This window comes from Jiella flava, from assembly GCF_017349315.1.
Lineage (GTDB): Bacteria > Pseudomonadota > Alphaproteobacteria > Rhizobiales > Rhizobiaceae > Jiella > Jiella flava.
In genome coordinates this window covers 187,463-203,346 of record NZ_JAFMPP010000001.1, presented here as the reverse complement: position 1 = coordinate 203,346, position 15,884 = coordinate 187,463, and the positions used below count along the sequence as shown (strand labels likewise).

The window sequence follows — 15,884 nt, the reverse complement described above, 5'->3', positions numbered from 1 at the left end:
CCGCGTCTTGCCAACAGGTGCTTTCGGGCGAGCAGTCGAGAGGCTATCAAGGGCCATGATCGATCATCTGCTTCGCCGTCTGTGCCGCCTGATTATTGCCGCGCTGATGCTGGCCGCGGGATCTGCGCGGGCTGCCTCGCTCGACCAGGATTTTCGCGCCTTCCTCAATGCCGAGATCTGGCCCGAGGCCAAGTCGGAGGGCGTTCCGCGCGCGATCTTCGATAAAGCATTTCGCGGGGTGGAGCCGAACACCGAGCTCCCTGATCTGATCTTGCCCGGCGGCAAGACCACCGTTGCCGAGATCAATTTCCAGGCTGAGTTCAAGAGCGGCGCGGCCTATCTCTCCGAACGCGCCGTTGCAGCGAATGCTGCGACCGGCCGTCAGATGCTGGCACGCTATCGCGGCGTTCTTTCAAGGATCGAGGCGCGCTATGGCGTGCCGGCGCCGATCATCCTCGCCATCTGGGGGCGGGAATCGGCCTTTGGCCGGGCAAAGATCCCGATGAACGCGTTCGAGGTTTTGGGCACGAAGGCGTTCCTGTCCCGCCGCAAGGCGATGTTTCGGGCCGAGCTTCTGGCGGCGCTGAAGATCGTCGCCGAGGGTCATCTGAAGGTCTCCGAGATGAAGTCGTCCTGGGCCGGTGCGCTCGGCCAGCCGCAATTCATGCCGACGAAGTTCCTCAAATATGCGGTCGACTTCGATGGTGACGGCCGGCGCGACATTTGGACTTCGGTCCCCGACACCTTGGCCTCGATCGCCAACTATCTGAAGGCCGAGGGCTGGCAGCGTGGCCGCGATTGGGGCTTTGAAGCGGTGATCCCCAGGTCGGTCTCATGCCGTGACGAGGGGCCGGATCACGATTTTCGCATCGCCGATCTCGTGAAGGCCGGGGTGAGAAGTGTTGCGGGTCGGCGGTTTCCGGCGAGCGAGGAGAGCAAGCTTGGCCATCTGCTGTTCCCGGCTGGACGGCTGGGCCCGACCTTTGTCGCGACGCCCAATTTCTATGTCATCAAGGCCTATAACAACTCCGATCTCTATGCCGTGTTCGTCGGTCAGGTCGCCGATCGGGTCCAGGGCGCGGGGCCGCTGGTCGGCCGCTGGCAAAAGACGGACCGCATGACGCGCGGCGACGTCTATCGGCTGCAGAAGAAGCTCGTCGCCATGGGCTATGATGTCGGTGCGGTGGATGGTCTGGCCGGCTTCAAGACCCGGCGCTCGATCGGCGTGGCGGAGAAAAAGCTCGGGCTGCCGGAGACCTGTTGGCCATCCAACGCTTTGGCCGAACGGCTGTGAGATGATTGCGGCGCGCGATTTCCTGTGGATGAATTAGGGATCTCTTAACGAGAGTTGCCAAAAGCTTTGGACAGCGGCTTTGCGTCACTACCCGGTGATCAACGGTTTCTGTATGCACATGAGGGTGGAAGCCCACGGAGAGCAGCGATTTATGCGTTGCCGCGGCGGGAGTTGCCGGGGAGGCGACTCGGACGGTTCGCCCTTCGAAGGGCGAACCGTCATCCTGGGCGCTTTGTTTGAATCCGAGAATGTGAAAGTTTTGGGGCGTTGCTCCAGAACATTCATCTTAAATGCCCGTCCCGTCAAAATTTCGGTGGCGCGACATCGGCGGCGCGACAGGCCGAGCGCAGCGTGTTCGCCATCAGCATGGCGATGGTCATTGGTCCAACGCCGCCCGGCACCGGCGTGATCGCCGCGGCCTTCTCGGACGCGTCGGCATAATTGACGTCGCCGACCAGCCGGGTCTTCGGCATACCGTCCTCGTCATGGCCTTTTTCCGGGGCGTCGACGCGGTTGATGCCGACGTCGATGACGACCGCGCCGTCCTTCACATAAGCGCCGTTCAGCATTTCCGGTCGCCCGACCGCTGCCACCAGAATATCGGCGCCGCGGCAGACGCTTGCAAGATCGCGGGTGCGCGAATGGGCGATGGTCACCGTCGCGTCGGCGGCCAGAAGCAGCTGCGCCATCGGCTTGCCGACGATGTTGGAGCGGCCGACGATGACGGCGCTCTTGCCGGACAGATCGTCGCCAAGCACCTCGCGGATCAGGATCATCGAGCCGGCGGGCGTGCAGGGCACGAAGGCCTTGGCGCTCGCACCGGTCGACAGCCGGCCGACATTGATCAGATGGAACCCGTCGACATCCTTATCGGGATCGATCGCCTGAACCACCTTGGTCTCGTCGATATGCTTGGGCAGCGGCAACTGAACGAGGATGCCGTGGACCTCGGGATCGGCGTTGAGGTCGGCAATGCGCTTCAGCAGCGCCGCTTCGCCGGTCTCGGCCGGCAATTCGTGCTTGATCGATTTGAAGCCGCAGGCCTTGGCGGTTTTCGCCTTGGAGCCGACATAGACCTGGCTTGCCGGATCTTCGCCGACGATGACCACCGCGAGGCCGGGGACGACGCCGGTTGCGGTGGTCAGCGTGGCCGTCTCCCGCGTGACGATGTCGATGATGCGCGCGGCGGCCGCCTTGCCGTCGATCCGCTTTGCCTCTGCCATGGCCCTCTCCCGCAATCTGGTCGGTTCAATTCAAGGCGAACCTCATAGAAGCGGGAGCCGGCGATGGGAAGGGCGGCGCCGTTTGCGGCCGCCCGACCGCGGTCTTGGTGTCATACCGTCTCGGCTTCGCCGGTGTGGGTCCAGATCGTGCCGTCGATCTTGCCCTGAAGTTCCGGATAGTCGTCATTGTCAAAGCGCGGTTCGAGGCCGGAGGCCTTTTGCCGGAAATAGTCCTGGGTGAGCTTCACTACGGTGCCCGACAGCGCGAGGATGGCGATGAGATTGATCGTCGCCATCAAGCCCATCGAAGCGTCGGCGGTGTTGAACACCGTCGTCACCTTCTGCACCGCACCCCAGACGACCATGCCGAGCAGGCCGATCTTCATGATCGACAGGCCGATGCGATTGCCGGCACCGAGGAAGGTCAGGGCGTTTTCGGCATAGGAATAGTTGCCGATGATCGAGGTGAAGGCGAAGAAGAAGATCGCCACCGCCACGAAATAATGCCCCCAGCCGCCGATATGGGCCGACAGCGCGTTTTGGGTCAGCTCAGTCCCGGTGACTTCCTGGCCTGGCGTGTAGACGCCCGACAACAGGATCATCAGCGCCGTCGCGGTGCAGATCAGCAGCGTGTCGATGAAGACGCCGAGACCCTGGACGAGGCCCTGCGACGACGGGTGATGCGGATCCGGCGTCGCCACGGCAGCGATGTTCGGCGCCGAACCCATGCCGGCCTCGTTGGAGAACAGGCCACGCTTGACGCCGTTGAGCATCGCTGCCGCGATGCCGCCGGCAACGCCCCCCGCCGCTTGGTCGAGGCCGAAGGCGCTTTTGACGATCAGCAGCAGCACCGCCGGCACTTCGGTGATGTGAACGATCAAAACGTAGAGCGCGACGCCGAGATAGGCGATCGCCATGAACGGTACGACCACCTCGGCGACATTGGCGATCGAGCGGATGCCGCCGAAGATGACGATCGCCGAGAGGATGGCGAGCCCGATGCCGATCGAGAGTTTGTCGAAGCCGAACGCGGCTTCCACCGCGTCGGCGATGGAATTGGCCTGGACGGCGTTGAAGATCAGGCCGAAAGCGAGGATCAGGCTGATCGAGAACAGCGCGCCGAGCCAGGGCAGGCCCAAGCCGCGCGAAATGTAGAAGGCCGGGCCGCCGCGATACTGCCCCTCCTCGTTGCGGATCTTATAGAGCTGGGCGAGGGTGGATTCGGCATAGGCTGTGGCCATACCGACGATCGCCACCATCCACATCCAGAAGATCGCGCCCGGGCCGCCAAGGGTCAGGGCCACTGCCACGCCGGCGAGATTGCCGGTGCCGACGCGGCTCGCCAGCGACACGGTCAGCGCCTGCAATGGTGAAATGCCGGCCTTGTCGCCGCTCCGGCTGCCGCGCACGACGCGGAAATACTCGGCGAAATGGCGGATCTGGATGAAGCGGAGACGGACGGTGAAATAGAGACCGACGCCGAGAAGCCCGTAGATGAGGATATAACCCCAGAAGATGTCGTTCACGAAATTGATGATTGGGTCGAAATACGCCATGCCCGTCTCCGTTGGCGGCCCGCGGGCCGGTTCTCCCGGCAGTAGAATTGACGAAGGGTAAGAGAAGAGTCCATCCGGCAGGAAAAGGTTTTCCACCGCCCGCCCTGCAGTGGGGCGCCCTGGTGCCGCGGGCGTCCTGCTGCCGGGACGACTCCCCGCCTTTGATCCCGAAGCGCTGAAGCCGGTGATCCCGAAGGGGTGAAGCCGGCGTCAAAAGATCTGGCCGCCGCCGTGATGCGGGTCCCGCAGAGTGCCGATTCTTTGACGGTTGGGCGTCGCCGCGAGCCGCAACCGTTGGCGTGGCATGAGCCCGCCTTGATGGCTTATGCGGCGAAAGACTTGCCAGCGGCAGCTACGGCGTGGGATGCATTTGCCAGTTTAAAATCTTTCCAAGCGAGGCGGCGAGCATGTACGAGACCTTGATCAAGGCCCATGGCGGCCTCGCCATGCTGGCGGTGCTGTTGTCGCTCGGCTGGACCGGCGTGGCGCTCGCCGGCCCCTCGGGCGCGGCCGGCATGGTCACCGGCATCCGCAAGGTTGTCTATATCGGTGCCGTTGCGGTGACGAGCCTCGTCGGCCTTCTGGGCCTCGTCCTGGTGGGGCTGAGGCCAGATTGGGCCGGCTCGGCTTTTACCTGGATCGGCCTTGCCACCCTCGTGTTCTATCCGATCCTCGGCGCACGCAGCCGGCGCGCACATGCGGCAGGGCAAAAGGGCGCGGCGATCGGCCTCTCGGTCGCCATGCTGCTTCTTCTGCTCGTCACCTATTGGGTGATGATGGCGAAGCCCTTTTAAGGGGATATCATCGGGACAAAGAAAAAGGGCGGATCCCGCGGACCCGCCCTTTTTCGTGTCATTCGATGGCGGCTCGCTCAGCCGGCGAAATCGACCGCGACCTCCTCGCCGTTGACCTGCACCTGCGTCGGCAGGCCCATCTGGCCGAGAAGGTTGAGGAAGGGCTTCGGTGTCAGCTCCTCGACATTGACCATCGTCTTCACGTCCCAGGTGCCGTCGGCGATGAGCAGCGCGGCGGCGACCGGCGGCACGCCGGCGGTGTAGGAGATGCCCTGGCTGCCGACTTCATTATAGGCGTCCTTGTGGTCGGCGACGTTGTAGACGAAGACCTCGCGGTCCTTGCCATCCTTCTTGCCCTTGACCAGATCGCCGATGCACGTCTTGCCCTCATATTCGGGGGCGAGCTCGGCCGGGTTCGGCAGACAGGCCTTGACCACCTTCAGCGGCACGACCTGCTGACCCTCGGCCGTCGTCACCGGCTGCTCGGACAAAAGGCCGAGATTCTTCAACACCGTGAAGACCTGCACATAGCGCTCGCCAAACCCCATCCAGAAGCGAACATCGGCCGTGGAATACCGCGCCGAGAGCGAATGGATCTCGTCATGGCCGGTCATATAGGTCGGCCGCTTGCCGACCACCGGCAGATCCCATTCGCGCGGGATCTCGAACATCTTATTGGTCTGCCAGGCGCCGTTCTGCCAGGAATAGACGACGCCGGTGAATTCACGGAAATTGATTTCCGGATCGAAATTCGTCGCAAACCACTTGCCGTGGCTGCCGGCGTTGACGTCGACGATGTCGATCGAGGAAATCTCGTCGAGATATTCGTCCTCGACGAGGCGGGCATAGGCGTTGACGACGCCGGGATCGAAGCCGGCGCCGAGGATCGCGGTGATGCCGGCCTTTGCCACCGCCTCGCGGCGCTTCCACTCGTAATTGCCGTACCAGGGCGGCGTTTCGCAGATCTTCAGCGGGTCTTCGTGGATCGCCGTGTCGATATAGGCGGCCCCCGTTTCGATGCAGGCCGACAGCACCGACATGTTGACGAAGGCCGAGCCGACATTGATAACGATCGCGGCGTCGAGCTTGCGGATCAGTGCGACGGTGGCAGAGATGTCCAGCGCGTCGAGCCCGTGGGCGGCGATCACCCCGTCCTTGACCTTCATCGCGTCCTTCTCGCGCACCGATGCGACGATCGCTTCGCATTTCGAGGCGGTGCGCGAAGCGATATGGATGGCGCCGAACCGGTCGTTGTGCTGGGCGCATTTATGCGCGACCACCTGTGCCACGCCGCCAGCGCCGATGATCAGGACATTCTTTTTCATCAAGGATCTTTCCCCTTCAGGAGGTGTTTCGCTCCGCCTTACGAGAGGCTCTGCTCGAAATCGTCATAGGTGAAGTCGCGCACCAAACGCGTCTGGCCGTCGCGGCCCTTCACCGCGATCGCCGGCATCTTCACGCCATTGAACCAGTTCTTCTTGACCATGGTGTAACCGGCAGCATCCTGAATGGAGATGCGGTCGCCGATTTCCAAGGGCGTATCGAAGCGAAAGGTGCCGAAGATGTCGCCGGCGAGGCACGACTTGCCGCAGACCATCGCCTCGAACGGGCCGGTGTTCGGCTGCAGCTTGGCGCTCTCGCGATAGATCAAGAGATCGAGCATATGGGCTTCGACCGAGGAATCGACGATGGCGAGTTCCTTACCGTTGAACAGCCGGTCGAGCACCGTGACCTCGAGCGTCGTCGTCTTGGTGATCGCCGCTTCGCCGGGCTCCAGATAGACCTGAACGTCATATTTGTCGGCAAAGGCTTTCAGCCGCTGGCAGAAGGTCGCGACCGGATAATCGGCGCCGGTGAAATGGATGCCGCCGCCAAGGCTCACCCAGTCGACCTTGGCGAAGAGATGGCCGAAGCGCTCTTCGACGGTGTTCAACAAGGCGTCGAAGCGGTCGAAATCGGCGTTCTCGCAATTGTTGTGGACCATGAAGCCGGAGATCTGATCGATCACGGCCTCGACCTTATTCGCATCCCATTCGCCGAGCCGCGAGAACGGGCGGGCGGGATCGGCAAGATCAAAGCCCGAGGTGCTGATGCCCGGATTGAGGCGCAGGCCCCGGATGATCCCGGCGCTTTGCGCTTCGAAGCGCTGCAACTGTGAGATCGAGTTAAAGATGATCTTGTCGGCATTCGCGATCACCTCGTCGATCTCGTGATCGGCATAGGCGACGGAATAGGCATGGGTCTCGCCGCCAAAGCGCCGACGCCCGAGCTTGACTTCGAACAGCGAGGACGAGGTCGTCCCATCCATATGCTGCGCCATCAGCGGAAACACCGCCCATGAGGCAAAACATTTCAGCGCCAGCAGCACCTTGGCGCCGGACTCCTGGCGCACCTCATCCATGACGCGCATGTTCGCCGCAAGCCGCGTCTCATCGATCAGATAATAGGGTGTCTGAAGTTCGGCCATCGCCCGCCCTTGTTGCCATCGTCTGCGAAGAAACCGGGCCGCTGTCTAGGCGAGGGAAACGGGGGATGCAAGGGCGCAGGGGCGGCCAAGCCAAACGTCCTTCAGAGTTTGGGACCCTCCGTGGGCTCCTTGGATCGCATTCTGCCTTCAAACCCGCATCGCTCCGTTCAAAGTCTCCGCGAAGGCTCCCAATTCGAGGATCACGCGAAAAATTGGATGCATCGCTCAAGGATGCGGGCGCCCAACGAGTGGGTTTGATGGTTGGCATCACTCCGCGGGATGGCACCAACAATTGCCTCTCTGCCGGGCCGGCTTCAATCAGGATGGACTGTTGCGATATCCCGCTTAGAGCGCCCTGCATCCGGTCGGACGCACAAAGGACGCGCGATCTTGTTGAACCGGCGCATTGCGCGTCCCGAAAATCAATTCCCATTTTCAGGCCACACGATGCTGCCGATGTCCGAGACGAATGCCTTCGACGTCATGATCTGTCGTTTCCGACTCCAGCCCGTCGGCAACGGATCGGGTCGGTGGATATGAACGTCGTCGCAAACGAGGTCATGCACATGAAATGCAAAAAGGCCGGGCATCCCGTCTGGATAGGCGACAAGACCGACCACGGCGCCAAGGGCATTCTTGACATAGGCATTGGCGCGGCCGGTTGCATCCTTCGCGGGCGCAAGGTCGGCTCGGGTGGGACGCAGATCGCAGCATGAACCGGTTCCAAGCTTGCCGAGACGTTGCTGGAGGTTGATGCGCCGCAGTGCAATGCCAGACATGTCAGCTTCACCGAGGGCCACAAGGTTGATGGCCCCCTCCATCACACCGGAAATATCCTCAAAAACAACGTCGCGAACGGCACCGGCCGGTCGTTCCGGACGACGATCGACAACGTTGACGGTGATCGCCTCGCCGGAGCCCCAGAAGCCGTCCGGCGTTTCGCTGCAGTCGACCGCAATGCGCCTGAAAGCGACGTTGTGGATTTCGCCACCATCGCGGGAGAAGATGCCAAGCGCGCGGTTGGAGGCAACAACGCTGCAATCGCTGAACGTGATTTCAGCACACTCGGAATGGGTCTCGGTTCCGATCTTCAGGGCGCAGCTGCGGCTCTCGATCCGGCTTGCATGCACCCGAATATTCCGACAGGGCCCGACCGGAGAGCCGTCTGTTCGCCGGCTCGTCTTCACCACGACGCCGTCGTCGGCCGTGGCGACATCGACATGTTCGATGGCGACGTTGACGCAGGAATCGATCACGATGCCATCTGTGTTCGGCATTCGGGGGTCGTTCTCAATGGCGACGTTGCGCACCACCACATCCGTGCAAGCCACGAGATGCAACGTCCACATCGGAGACTGCCGGATGGAGATTTCTTCGATGCGGACATTCCGGCAGCCGTCGAAGACGAGGACACGGGGACGCAGGCGTGCCGGCAGGTGCGTGCCCATATCGGCGAGCGCGCCGACGACGAAGTCGCTGGACGGCGCCGCGATCACGCCCCGGCCGGAAATGCGGATGTCCTTCGCACCCTTGGCAACGAGGATCGCACGATCTGAGTCCTCGGCGATGACATCGACGCTCGTTTCGGCATAGGCCTCATAGTCGCCGACCGGTTCCAAGATCGCGCTTTCGCTGAGATGAAGATGCGCTCCGGCTCTAAAAACGAGGCCGCGCGTTGGATAACGGCCCGGTCCGAGGATCAGCCGGCATCCGACTTGGCGCGCTCGGTCGAGGGCGGCCTGAATGCGATCGGTCGCATCGCCCGCGGTCTCTTGCAGGATGATGTCGTCGGGACGGGGAAGATCTGGGTCAGGGCACATGCGGATCGGTTCGTCAAATGAGCGGACGTTTGTGCAGCGGTTTCAGTCCGTGGCCGGTGACGCGGCCGGCGGCGCGCACGGATCGCCGGCGCCGATCTGCGCGCCGTCCGGATGCACGCTTTGATAGTAGTCGATCAGCGTCAGTCCGACGGCGGCCTCTCGATCGAGGACCATGGTCATGTCGCCGTGCAGCTGCAGGGCCGAAGCGGGGCAAGTGGCGGCAACCGGTCCTTCAATCGCTTTGGCCACCGCAGCACTCTTGGCCGAGCCAATTGCGAGAAGAACACAGGCTCGGGCGTCCAAGATTGTCCCGATCCCCATGGTCAGCGCGCAAGGGGGGACATGTTCGGGCCGATCGAAAAAGGCGGCGTTCGCTTGGCGGGTCGCCTCGGTCAGTGTCTTCACGCGGGTGCGCGAGGCGAGACTGGAGGTCGGCTCATTGAATCCGATGTGCCCGTTGCGGCCAATCCCGAGCAATTGCAAATCGATGCCGCCGGCGTTTGCAATGGCGGCTTCATAGGCCCGGCATTCGGCGGCAGCGTCCGTCCGGTCGCCCCGCGGCAGCCGCGTGTTCGCGAGTTTGATGTCGATCCGCTCGAACAGGCGCTCGCGCATGTAGGTATGATAGCTCGCCGGGTGGTCGGGTGGCAGGCCCCAATATTCGTCGAGATTGAAGCTTTTGACGTTTGCGAAGGAGACGTCATCGACCTGGGCGCGAAGAACCAAACGGTCATAGACAGCCTCCATCGTGCCTCCCGTGGCAAGGCCAAGGACAGCGCTTGCCTTGCGCTTGACTTCGTCAAGAACACGGTCCGCGACGGACGCGATGGCCTCGGACGCTGTTGGAAAGATGAGGACTTTCATTGGGGATCTTTCTCGGAGCCAGCGTCGAATGGCGGCGCGTCTCGTGAATCGGGATGTTTCGATCGCTCAAACCGCGGCGGTTTCCATCGGCAGGGCCGACGGGTCGATCTCATGTGCCGCCACAGTGCGCTCCAAAGCCATCCCGTCGGGACCGAAGAGGTGGCAGTCGCTGGCCCTGATGCCGACGATTTGACGGACGCCGGTTTGTGCGGCCACCATGCCGGGGAAAAGAGCGGTAAAGGCGTCCTGGCTCGTCTCCAAATCGGAATAGACGAGCGTGTGGATGCCAAGACGCTCGATCACCGTGGGCGTCACCTCGAGCGACGCCTCCTCCTCCGTGCCAAGACGGACATGCTCCGGACGAATGCCGAGGGTCAGCGTGGCTCCCTTGAGGCCGGCGGCGAGTTTCACGGGCACCGTCAGAACGGCGCCATTCGCAAGCGCAACGGTGGCGCCACGCGCGTCCGCCGCGATGCAGGTGACGGGCAGGAGGTTCATTTTCGGATTGCCGATAAACTGGGCCACGAAGAGATTGACCGGCTTGTGATAGAGTTCCAGCGGCGTACCGACCTGACTGATGGCACCTTGATCGAGCACCACGATCCTGTCGCCCATGGTCATAGCCTCGACCTGATCATGAGTGACGTAGATCATCGTCGCGCCAAGCTCCTTGTGGAGCTTGCCCAGTTCGATCCGCATATCGGCTCGAAGCGCCGCGTCGAGATTGGACAGCGGCTCGTCAAAAAGAAACACTGACGGTTCGCGCACGATCGCCCGGCCGATCGCGACGCGCTGACGCTGGCCGCCGGAGAGTTGTCCGGGCTTGTGATGGAGGCGTTCGTCGAGTTTCAGGATAGCCGAAGCTCGGCGGACTTTGCGATCGCGTTCATCTTTGGGCAGCCGATCGACGCGCAGCGGAAAGGCGATGTTCTCATAGACCGACATATGCGGATAAAGAGCGTAGGATTGGAACACCATGGCGATCCCGCGCTTGGCCGGTTCCAGATCGTTGACGAGAGCGCCGTCGATCCAAATGTCTCCGCTGCTCATCTCTTCCAGTCCCGCGATCACGCGCAAAAGCGTGGACTTGCCGCAGCCGGACGGGCCGACAAAGACGACGAATTCGCCGTCCTGGATCTTCAACGATACGTTCTTGATGACTTCCAACGTGCCGAACGCCTTGCGCACATCGAGCATTTCAAGCTGCCCCACGACTCAATCTCCGTCATTTGCATGTCCCGTGTTGCGTCCGGTCGGACGCAACGGGCATCACGCTTGGGTTGTCAAAGAGTAGCTGTCGAACTGTTGCCACACGGCGGTCATGTCGACCACGGCGCGCGAAAGTCGTGCCTCGTCGATCTTTAGCGCCGTCAGGCCCGCCTCGAGCCCGTCGAGCACAGAGACCTTCAGCGGAAAACCATGATCGAGATAGGCGGCGATGTCCGCCGCGATCTTGTCATCTGCTCCCGAATGGTTGGCTCGTCCCTGACCGACCTGGGCGTTGTCTGAAATCGTCCTGGAGGTGAAGGCGTCGGTCAACTTGAAGGTGTTGCGGATGAAATCGCCTTCGGCCATGCCTTTGGTACCCATGACGGCGAAACGACGATATTCGTCGGGAACATTCATATTCGTATGAAATGCCAAGGACGCGCCTCCCTCGTATTCGATGAGTGCGGTCTGGTAGTCGATGATGTCGCCATCGCTGCCAAAATCGTCGGCCCCTCCGCCCCAGCGCGGGTTGAACGGATCGATGCGCCGGGCGACGCTTGGATCCTTCTCTAACGCGATGGCTTCGTAGTTGGGCCGGACCTCCGGGCGGTTTTGCGGAACGAAGCTTTTCCGTCCGCCGAAACTGGCGACATACTTGGCCCGCCGGCCAACAACGCCTTGATAAAGGTCGAGGTCGTGGCAGCATTTTTCCAGCATGAAACCGCCGGAAAATTTTGCATATCGGCGCCAATCCCGCATGAAGAAGCTGCCATGATAGCCGTTGATATGTTCGGCTGCCTCGATCGAGACGATGTCACCCAGCTGTCCTTTGGCCTGGGCGTTTTTGAGCATGATGTAGAGGGGGGAGTAGCGCAGCACGAGGCCGATCATCAGTCGGCGCTGACCGTCGTGATCGCGCATCAGTTTGAGAAGCTCGAAGGTTTCGTCCTCGCTGATCACGACCGGTTTCTCAACGAAGAGATGCGGGATATCCGTCTGAAGAGCGGTGCGGAGATGGGCGATATGCAGGTGATTGGGCGAGCCGATCATTAGCATGTCGAGGCGCTCGTTGCGGAGCATGTCTTCCAGTGCCGCGTAGCCGGCGAGTGTCAGGCCGAGGATGTCTTCCAGATGGCGGCGCCCCGCCGGCGCCGGATCCGCAAAGGCGATGAATTCGAAGTCCGGCTTTTGTGCCTTGAAGCAGTGGGCCATGTGCGCCATGCGTGATCCAAGGCCGACGATTCCGACTTTCATCCCTCAGTCTCCGATTTTCCAGAATTCCCGATCCTTTGCAGCCACCCGTTCATGGCTCTCCCAGATCGACCCCGAACAGATCATCGTGCATGTGATCGACCGCGATTCCCATCCCGCCGATCAATGCGGCGCGATTGCCGAAATGGCTGATTTCAATTCGCGGAGGATCGGGTGTGCAGCGTGGCAGGTAGCGGCGGATGGCCTCCACCAGTTCGGGCCTCGCCCCGATGCTGCCCCCCATGATCACCAGTTCCGGGTCGAGCGTCGCGCCGATGGCGGCGATCGCGAGCGCCGTCAGCCGCGCCGTCTCCTCAATAGCCGCAACGGCGCTGAGTTCGCCGCATTCAAACGCGTTGAACAGGTCGGCCACGGTGGCGCCCTGGCGTCCGCCGAAGCCGACATAGCGACGCGTCATGGCCATACTTCCCACGGCGGTTTCGAACGTTCCGAGATTGAAACCGCCGGGGTCGAACGGGTCGCCGCCGATCGGAAGATAGGAGATCTCGCCGGCCGCGCCGCGCGCGCCGCGCAGCAGAGCGCCGTTGGCAATGATTCCCATGCCGGTGCCGGTCCCAAGCGCGACGAAGGCGAAATTGTCCACGTCAATGCCGTGGCCCCTCCACCGCTCACCCTCGGCGGCAAGATTGACGTCATTTTCGATGATCACGGGGATGTCTAGCGTTTCGCTGAGAAGCTGGCGCAGATTGATCGCCTCAACTCCTGGAATGTTGGGCGCTGCATGAATGTGGCCGGTCGCCGGATCGAGCACGCCGGGCGTGCCGAGGACGATGAGGCGGAGGCTGTCAGACGATGTTCCGGCGAGGGCGTTTAGGTCGCTGATCGTGCGGCAGAATTGCTCGACGAGGTGGATGCCGCCACGCCGATCGGTCGGCACTTTGAGTTCGGCAACGATATTGCCAAGCAGATCGCAAATGGCGGCGGCAATCTTGGTGCCGCCAAGATCGATGGAAACCGCGAGGCCGGCGGCGGCATCAAGTTCGTAAGTGATGGCGGTTCGGCCCGGCCGTCCATCCGTCCGTCCCGTCGGCTTCAGCCACCCGTCTTGTTCCAGATCGCGCACCACTTCGGAAATCGTCTGTTTGGATAAGCCGGTGCGTTTGGCGATGTCGGCGCGCGAAATCGGCCCGTTCGCCATGACCGTTCGGATCACGGCATGGGTGGATATTTTTCGCGCTATCGGTGTCTGCTCACCGGAAACGATCATGGCCATCGCTTTGGATTTGTGCCTTCAATTAGTTCTGGTCCTATGCCTAATTCGTTCGTTTGGAATCTCATCTTTGCCGAAACAGGCCGGTTTTAGCGTCAAAACAGCGGCGTTCTGGCATGTCGATTAGCCATTTTCACACGATTTGTCCATTACCTTGACAAATGAGTGCTGTTTCTCTAGGCTTGCCTTACAAACGCGCAATTGCGGAGACGTGCGATGCCGGAACGTGTGCAGCGGGAGTATTGCGCTCTGCGCACCTCTGGCGCCGGACCAGACACTGCCGCAGGCCTGATCTGTTGTCGCCTCGTCGCGCGGTCGACGGGAGCGGTGCAGCGGGCATTTGTCGCAATTTGCGCATCCGTTTGCTCAGGCGTTTGCGGCGCCGCATCGACCGACTGGCCTTTGACACGCCCATGATGAAGCCGACGCCCGAAGGCGAAGTCACCACCTCGCATCCGGTTCTCCTGCCGATCATGGCGCCGCGACTGCAGGCGGACGTCAGCCCGGAAGGCTATGTCGATCTGGCTCTCTGGGCGTCGGGCAGCCTTGGGCGGGTGCGATTTTCGTCGCTTTGCGCCCCCTATGTCTACGGCCCCAACCGGCTCGTTGCGGCGAATGGTGCAATCTATGTCGCCCAGTCGAAGCCGATCCTGCTGATCACAGGGGCGCAGCTGACATCACTTCATCCGGCCCGCCGCTGTGCCTGGTGGCATGAGACGACCGGCGAGGCCGCCAAAGCCAAGGTCACAAGAACGAAAGGTCGCCGAACCGCAGAGATCGGCTGGGGCGTGGTCATCGTCGAGACGGACGGGGCCGACCTGCGGATCGCCGTCGGAGCGTCGCTGGCAGAGGCTGAAGGCGCATTTGCTCTTTCGAATGAACAGATCGTCGCCGAGGCGGCGGATTATGCCATGCGCTGCGACGCGGCTCCGGAGGCCGATCCGCTTCTCCGCAGTATGGTCGTGCAGGGGGTGCATGCGGCTTTGTCGAGCATCCGGCAGGATGAGAATGGCGCCTTTGCCGGATTGGCGGCGGGCCAAGCCTATAGCGCGCCGGCACGGACATATTATCGTGACGGCTACTGGACGATGCAGGCGCTCCTGAGACTCGCGCCAGAGGCCGTGCGCGAGGAAATCCGGCTCCTGGCGAAAGGCATCCAGCCCGACGGTGAGGCGCCGAGCGGCGTGATTCTCACAGGACCGGCGCAATCACAAGCCTGGCAACGTTTCGTCGCCGATTGCAGGGCCAATCCGGGCAAGCGCGTCAAGGCCTTTCCCGACCATCACAACAGACCGGGCGATTGGTGGAGCGACCATTTCGATAGCCCGCTCTTCTTCATCCTTTTTCTCGGCGATTATGTCGAGGCGACCGGCGATATTGCCGAAGCGCAGGCGCATTGGCCGATCGTTGCGACGATTATCGAGCGCTATCTCGGATTTGCGGGGCGGGACAGCGTGCTTCCGCTGAAGCCTCGGAACGATCGAGACTGGGCGGACAACGTCTATCGCGAAGGCCTCGTTTCCTACGACCTCGGCCTTTTCGTCGGGAGCCTGGACGCGGTGGCAAAACTTGGCGCCGACCACGACCCGATGCTTGCCGGAAAGGCGCGTGAGGTGGCGGCGAAGGCGCGTGCGGAAGTCGAGGATAGGCTCTTTGTTTCCGAGCGCGGCAGCTATGCCGACTACATTGCCCCAGACGGCTTCGTCGAAGATCATCTCGTCCTCGACAGCGTCACGCTCGCCCGTTACGACGCAATTTCGCCCGAGCGCGCCATCGGCCTGCTCAATGCCTTCGGCAAGGTCCTCGAATCGCGCCACAATAGCGAACAGCCCTACGGCGACTGGGGGGTGCTTTGCGCCTATCCGCCTTTCAAGCGGGCGAAGGATACGCGTTCCAAGACGGCCTTCCATTTCCGCTATCACAACGGTTCTGACTGGCCCTATTGGGACGGCGCTTATGCGGAAGAACGTCTGCGCCGTGGCCTGGGCGGCGCACGCTATGCCCTGACGCGCTGGTGGGAGACCTGCCTTGCCAACGGCTGGGCGGGGGCGGTGGAATATTTCTCGCCCCCCTATGGGCGCGGATCCCTGCTTCAGGGCTGGAGCGCCATGCCCGCCGCCGTCGTTCTCAAATACGGCCTCGAAGCTGTGAATGCGGAGGGTCAGTCATGAACGG

At 62.2% G+C, this 15,884-nt stretch carries 12 protein-coding genes; 3 read left to right on the top strand and 9 right to left on the bottom strand.

Features of this window, described 5'->3' with window-relative positions:
• Positions 1-55 precede the first annotated feature (55 nt).
• Positions 56-1,294 carry a lytic murein transglycosylase gene (locus tag J1C48_RS00915; protein WP_207255762.1) on the top strand — a complete coding sequence of 413 codons (1,239 nt, stop codon included), beginning with the start codon at positions 56-58 and terminating at the stop codon, positions 1,292-1,294.
• 302 nt (positions 1,295-1,596) lie between these two features.
• Here J1C48_RS00915 and folD read toward each other — a convergent pair whose 3' ends face one another.
• Both folD and J1C48_RS00905 read right to left on the bottom strand, forming a co-directional pair.
• Complete coding sequence (folD, locus tag J1C48_RS00910) at positions 1,597-2,517, bottom strand: bifunctional methylenetetrahydrofolate dehydrogenase/methenyltetrahydrofolate cyclohydrolase FolD (RefSeq protein WP_207255761.1); 921 nt, start codon at positions 2,515-2,517, stop codon at positions 1,597-1,599.
• Positions 2,518-2,627: 110 nt separating this feature from the next.
• Positions 2,628-4,073, bottom strand: a complete 1,446-nt coding sequence (locus J1C48_RS00905) for an alanine/glycine:cation symporter family protein (RefSeq protein WP_207255760.1) — start codon at positions 4,071-4,073, stop codon at positions 2,628-2,630.
• A gap of 407 nt (positions 4,074-4,480) precedes the next feature.
• Here J1C48_RS00905 and J1C48_RS00900 point away from each other — a divergent pair, with 407 nt between their 5' ends.
• Positions 4,481-4,867, top strand: a complete 387-nt coding sequence (locus J1C48_RS00900) for a hypothetical protein (RefSeq protein ID WP_207255759.1) — start codon at positions 4,481-4,483, stop codon at positions 4,865-4,867.
• A gap of 77 nt (positions 4,868-4,944) precedes the next feature.
• Here J1C48_RS00900 and J1C48_RS00895 read toward each other — a convergent pair whose 3' ends face one another.
• The 7 genes from J1C48_RS00895 to J1C48_RS00865 form a co-directional block, all read right to left on the bottom strand.
• The gene (locus J1C48_RS00895) at positions 4,945-6,192 is read right to left on the bottom strand and encodes a saccharopine dehydrogenase family protein (RefSeq protein ID WP_207255758.1); all 1,248 of its coding nucleotides are present in this window, start codon (positions 6,190-6,192) and stop codon (positions 4,945-4,947) included.
• A 38-nt stretch (positions 6,193-6,230) separates the two neighbouring features.
• Positions 6,231-7,334: a carboxynorspermidine decarboxylase gene (gene nspC / locus J1C48_RS00890; protein ID WP_207255757.1), complete on the bottom strand. Its 1,104-nt coding sequence runs from the start codon at positions 7,332-7,334 to the stop codon at positions 6,231-6,233.
• Positions 7,335-7,756: 422 nt separating this feature from the next.
• Entirely contained in the window at positions 7,757-9,154 is a 1,398-nt protein-coding gene (gene pglB / locus J1C48_RS00885; RefSeq protein WP_207255756.1) for a polygalacturonase PglB, read from the bottom strand.
• Between the two features lie 42 nt (positions 9,155-9,196).
• Positions 9,197-10,018, bottom strand: coding sequence for a glucosamine-6-phosphate deaminase (gene nagB / locus J1C48_RS00880; protein WP_207255755.1), 822 nt, complete (start codon positions 10,016-10,018; stop codon positions 9,197-9,199).
• A 66-nt stretch (positions 10,019-10,084) separates the two neighbouring features.
• A complete protein-coding gene (locus J1C48_RS00875; protein ID WP_207255754.1) occupies positions 10,085-11,230 on the bottom strand; it encodes a sn-glycerol-3-phosphate ABC transporter ATP-binding protein UgpC in 1,146 nt (381 codons plus the stop codon).
• 57 nt (positions 11,231-11,287) lie between these two features.
• On the bottom strand, positions 11,288-12,481 hold the full coding sequence (locus J1C48_RS00870; protein ID WP_207255753.1) for a Gfo/Idh/MocA family protein: 1,194 nt from the start codon (positions 12,479-12,481) through the stop codon (positions 11,288-11,290).
• Positions 12,482-12,530: 49 nt separating this feature from the next.
• Positions 12,531-13,712 carry an ROK family transcriptional regulator gene (locus J1C48_RS00865; RefSeq protein WP_207255752.1) on the bottom strand — a complete coding sequence of 394 codons (1,182 nt, stop codon included), beginning with the start codon at positions 13,710-13,712 and terminating at the stop codon, positions 12,531-12,533.
• A 410-nt stretch (positions 13,713-14,122) separates the two neighbouring features.
• On the opposite strand from J1C48_RS00865, the gene J1C48_RS00860 reads away from it, so the two are divergent.
• Positions 14,123-15,880, top strand: a complete 1,758-nt coding sequence (locus J1C48_RS00860) for a glucosidase family protein (RefSeq protein ID WP_207255751.1) — start codon at positions 14,123-14,125, stop codon at positions 15,878-15,880.
• Positions 15,881-15,884 lie beyond the last annotated feature (4 nt).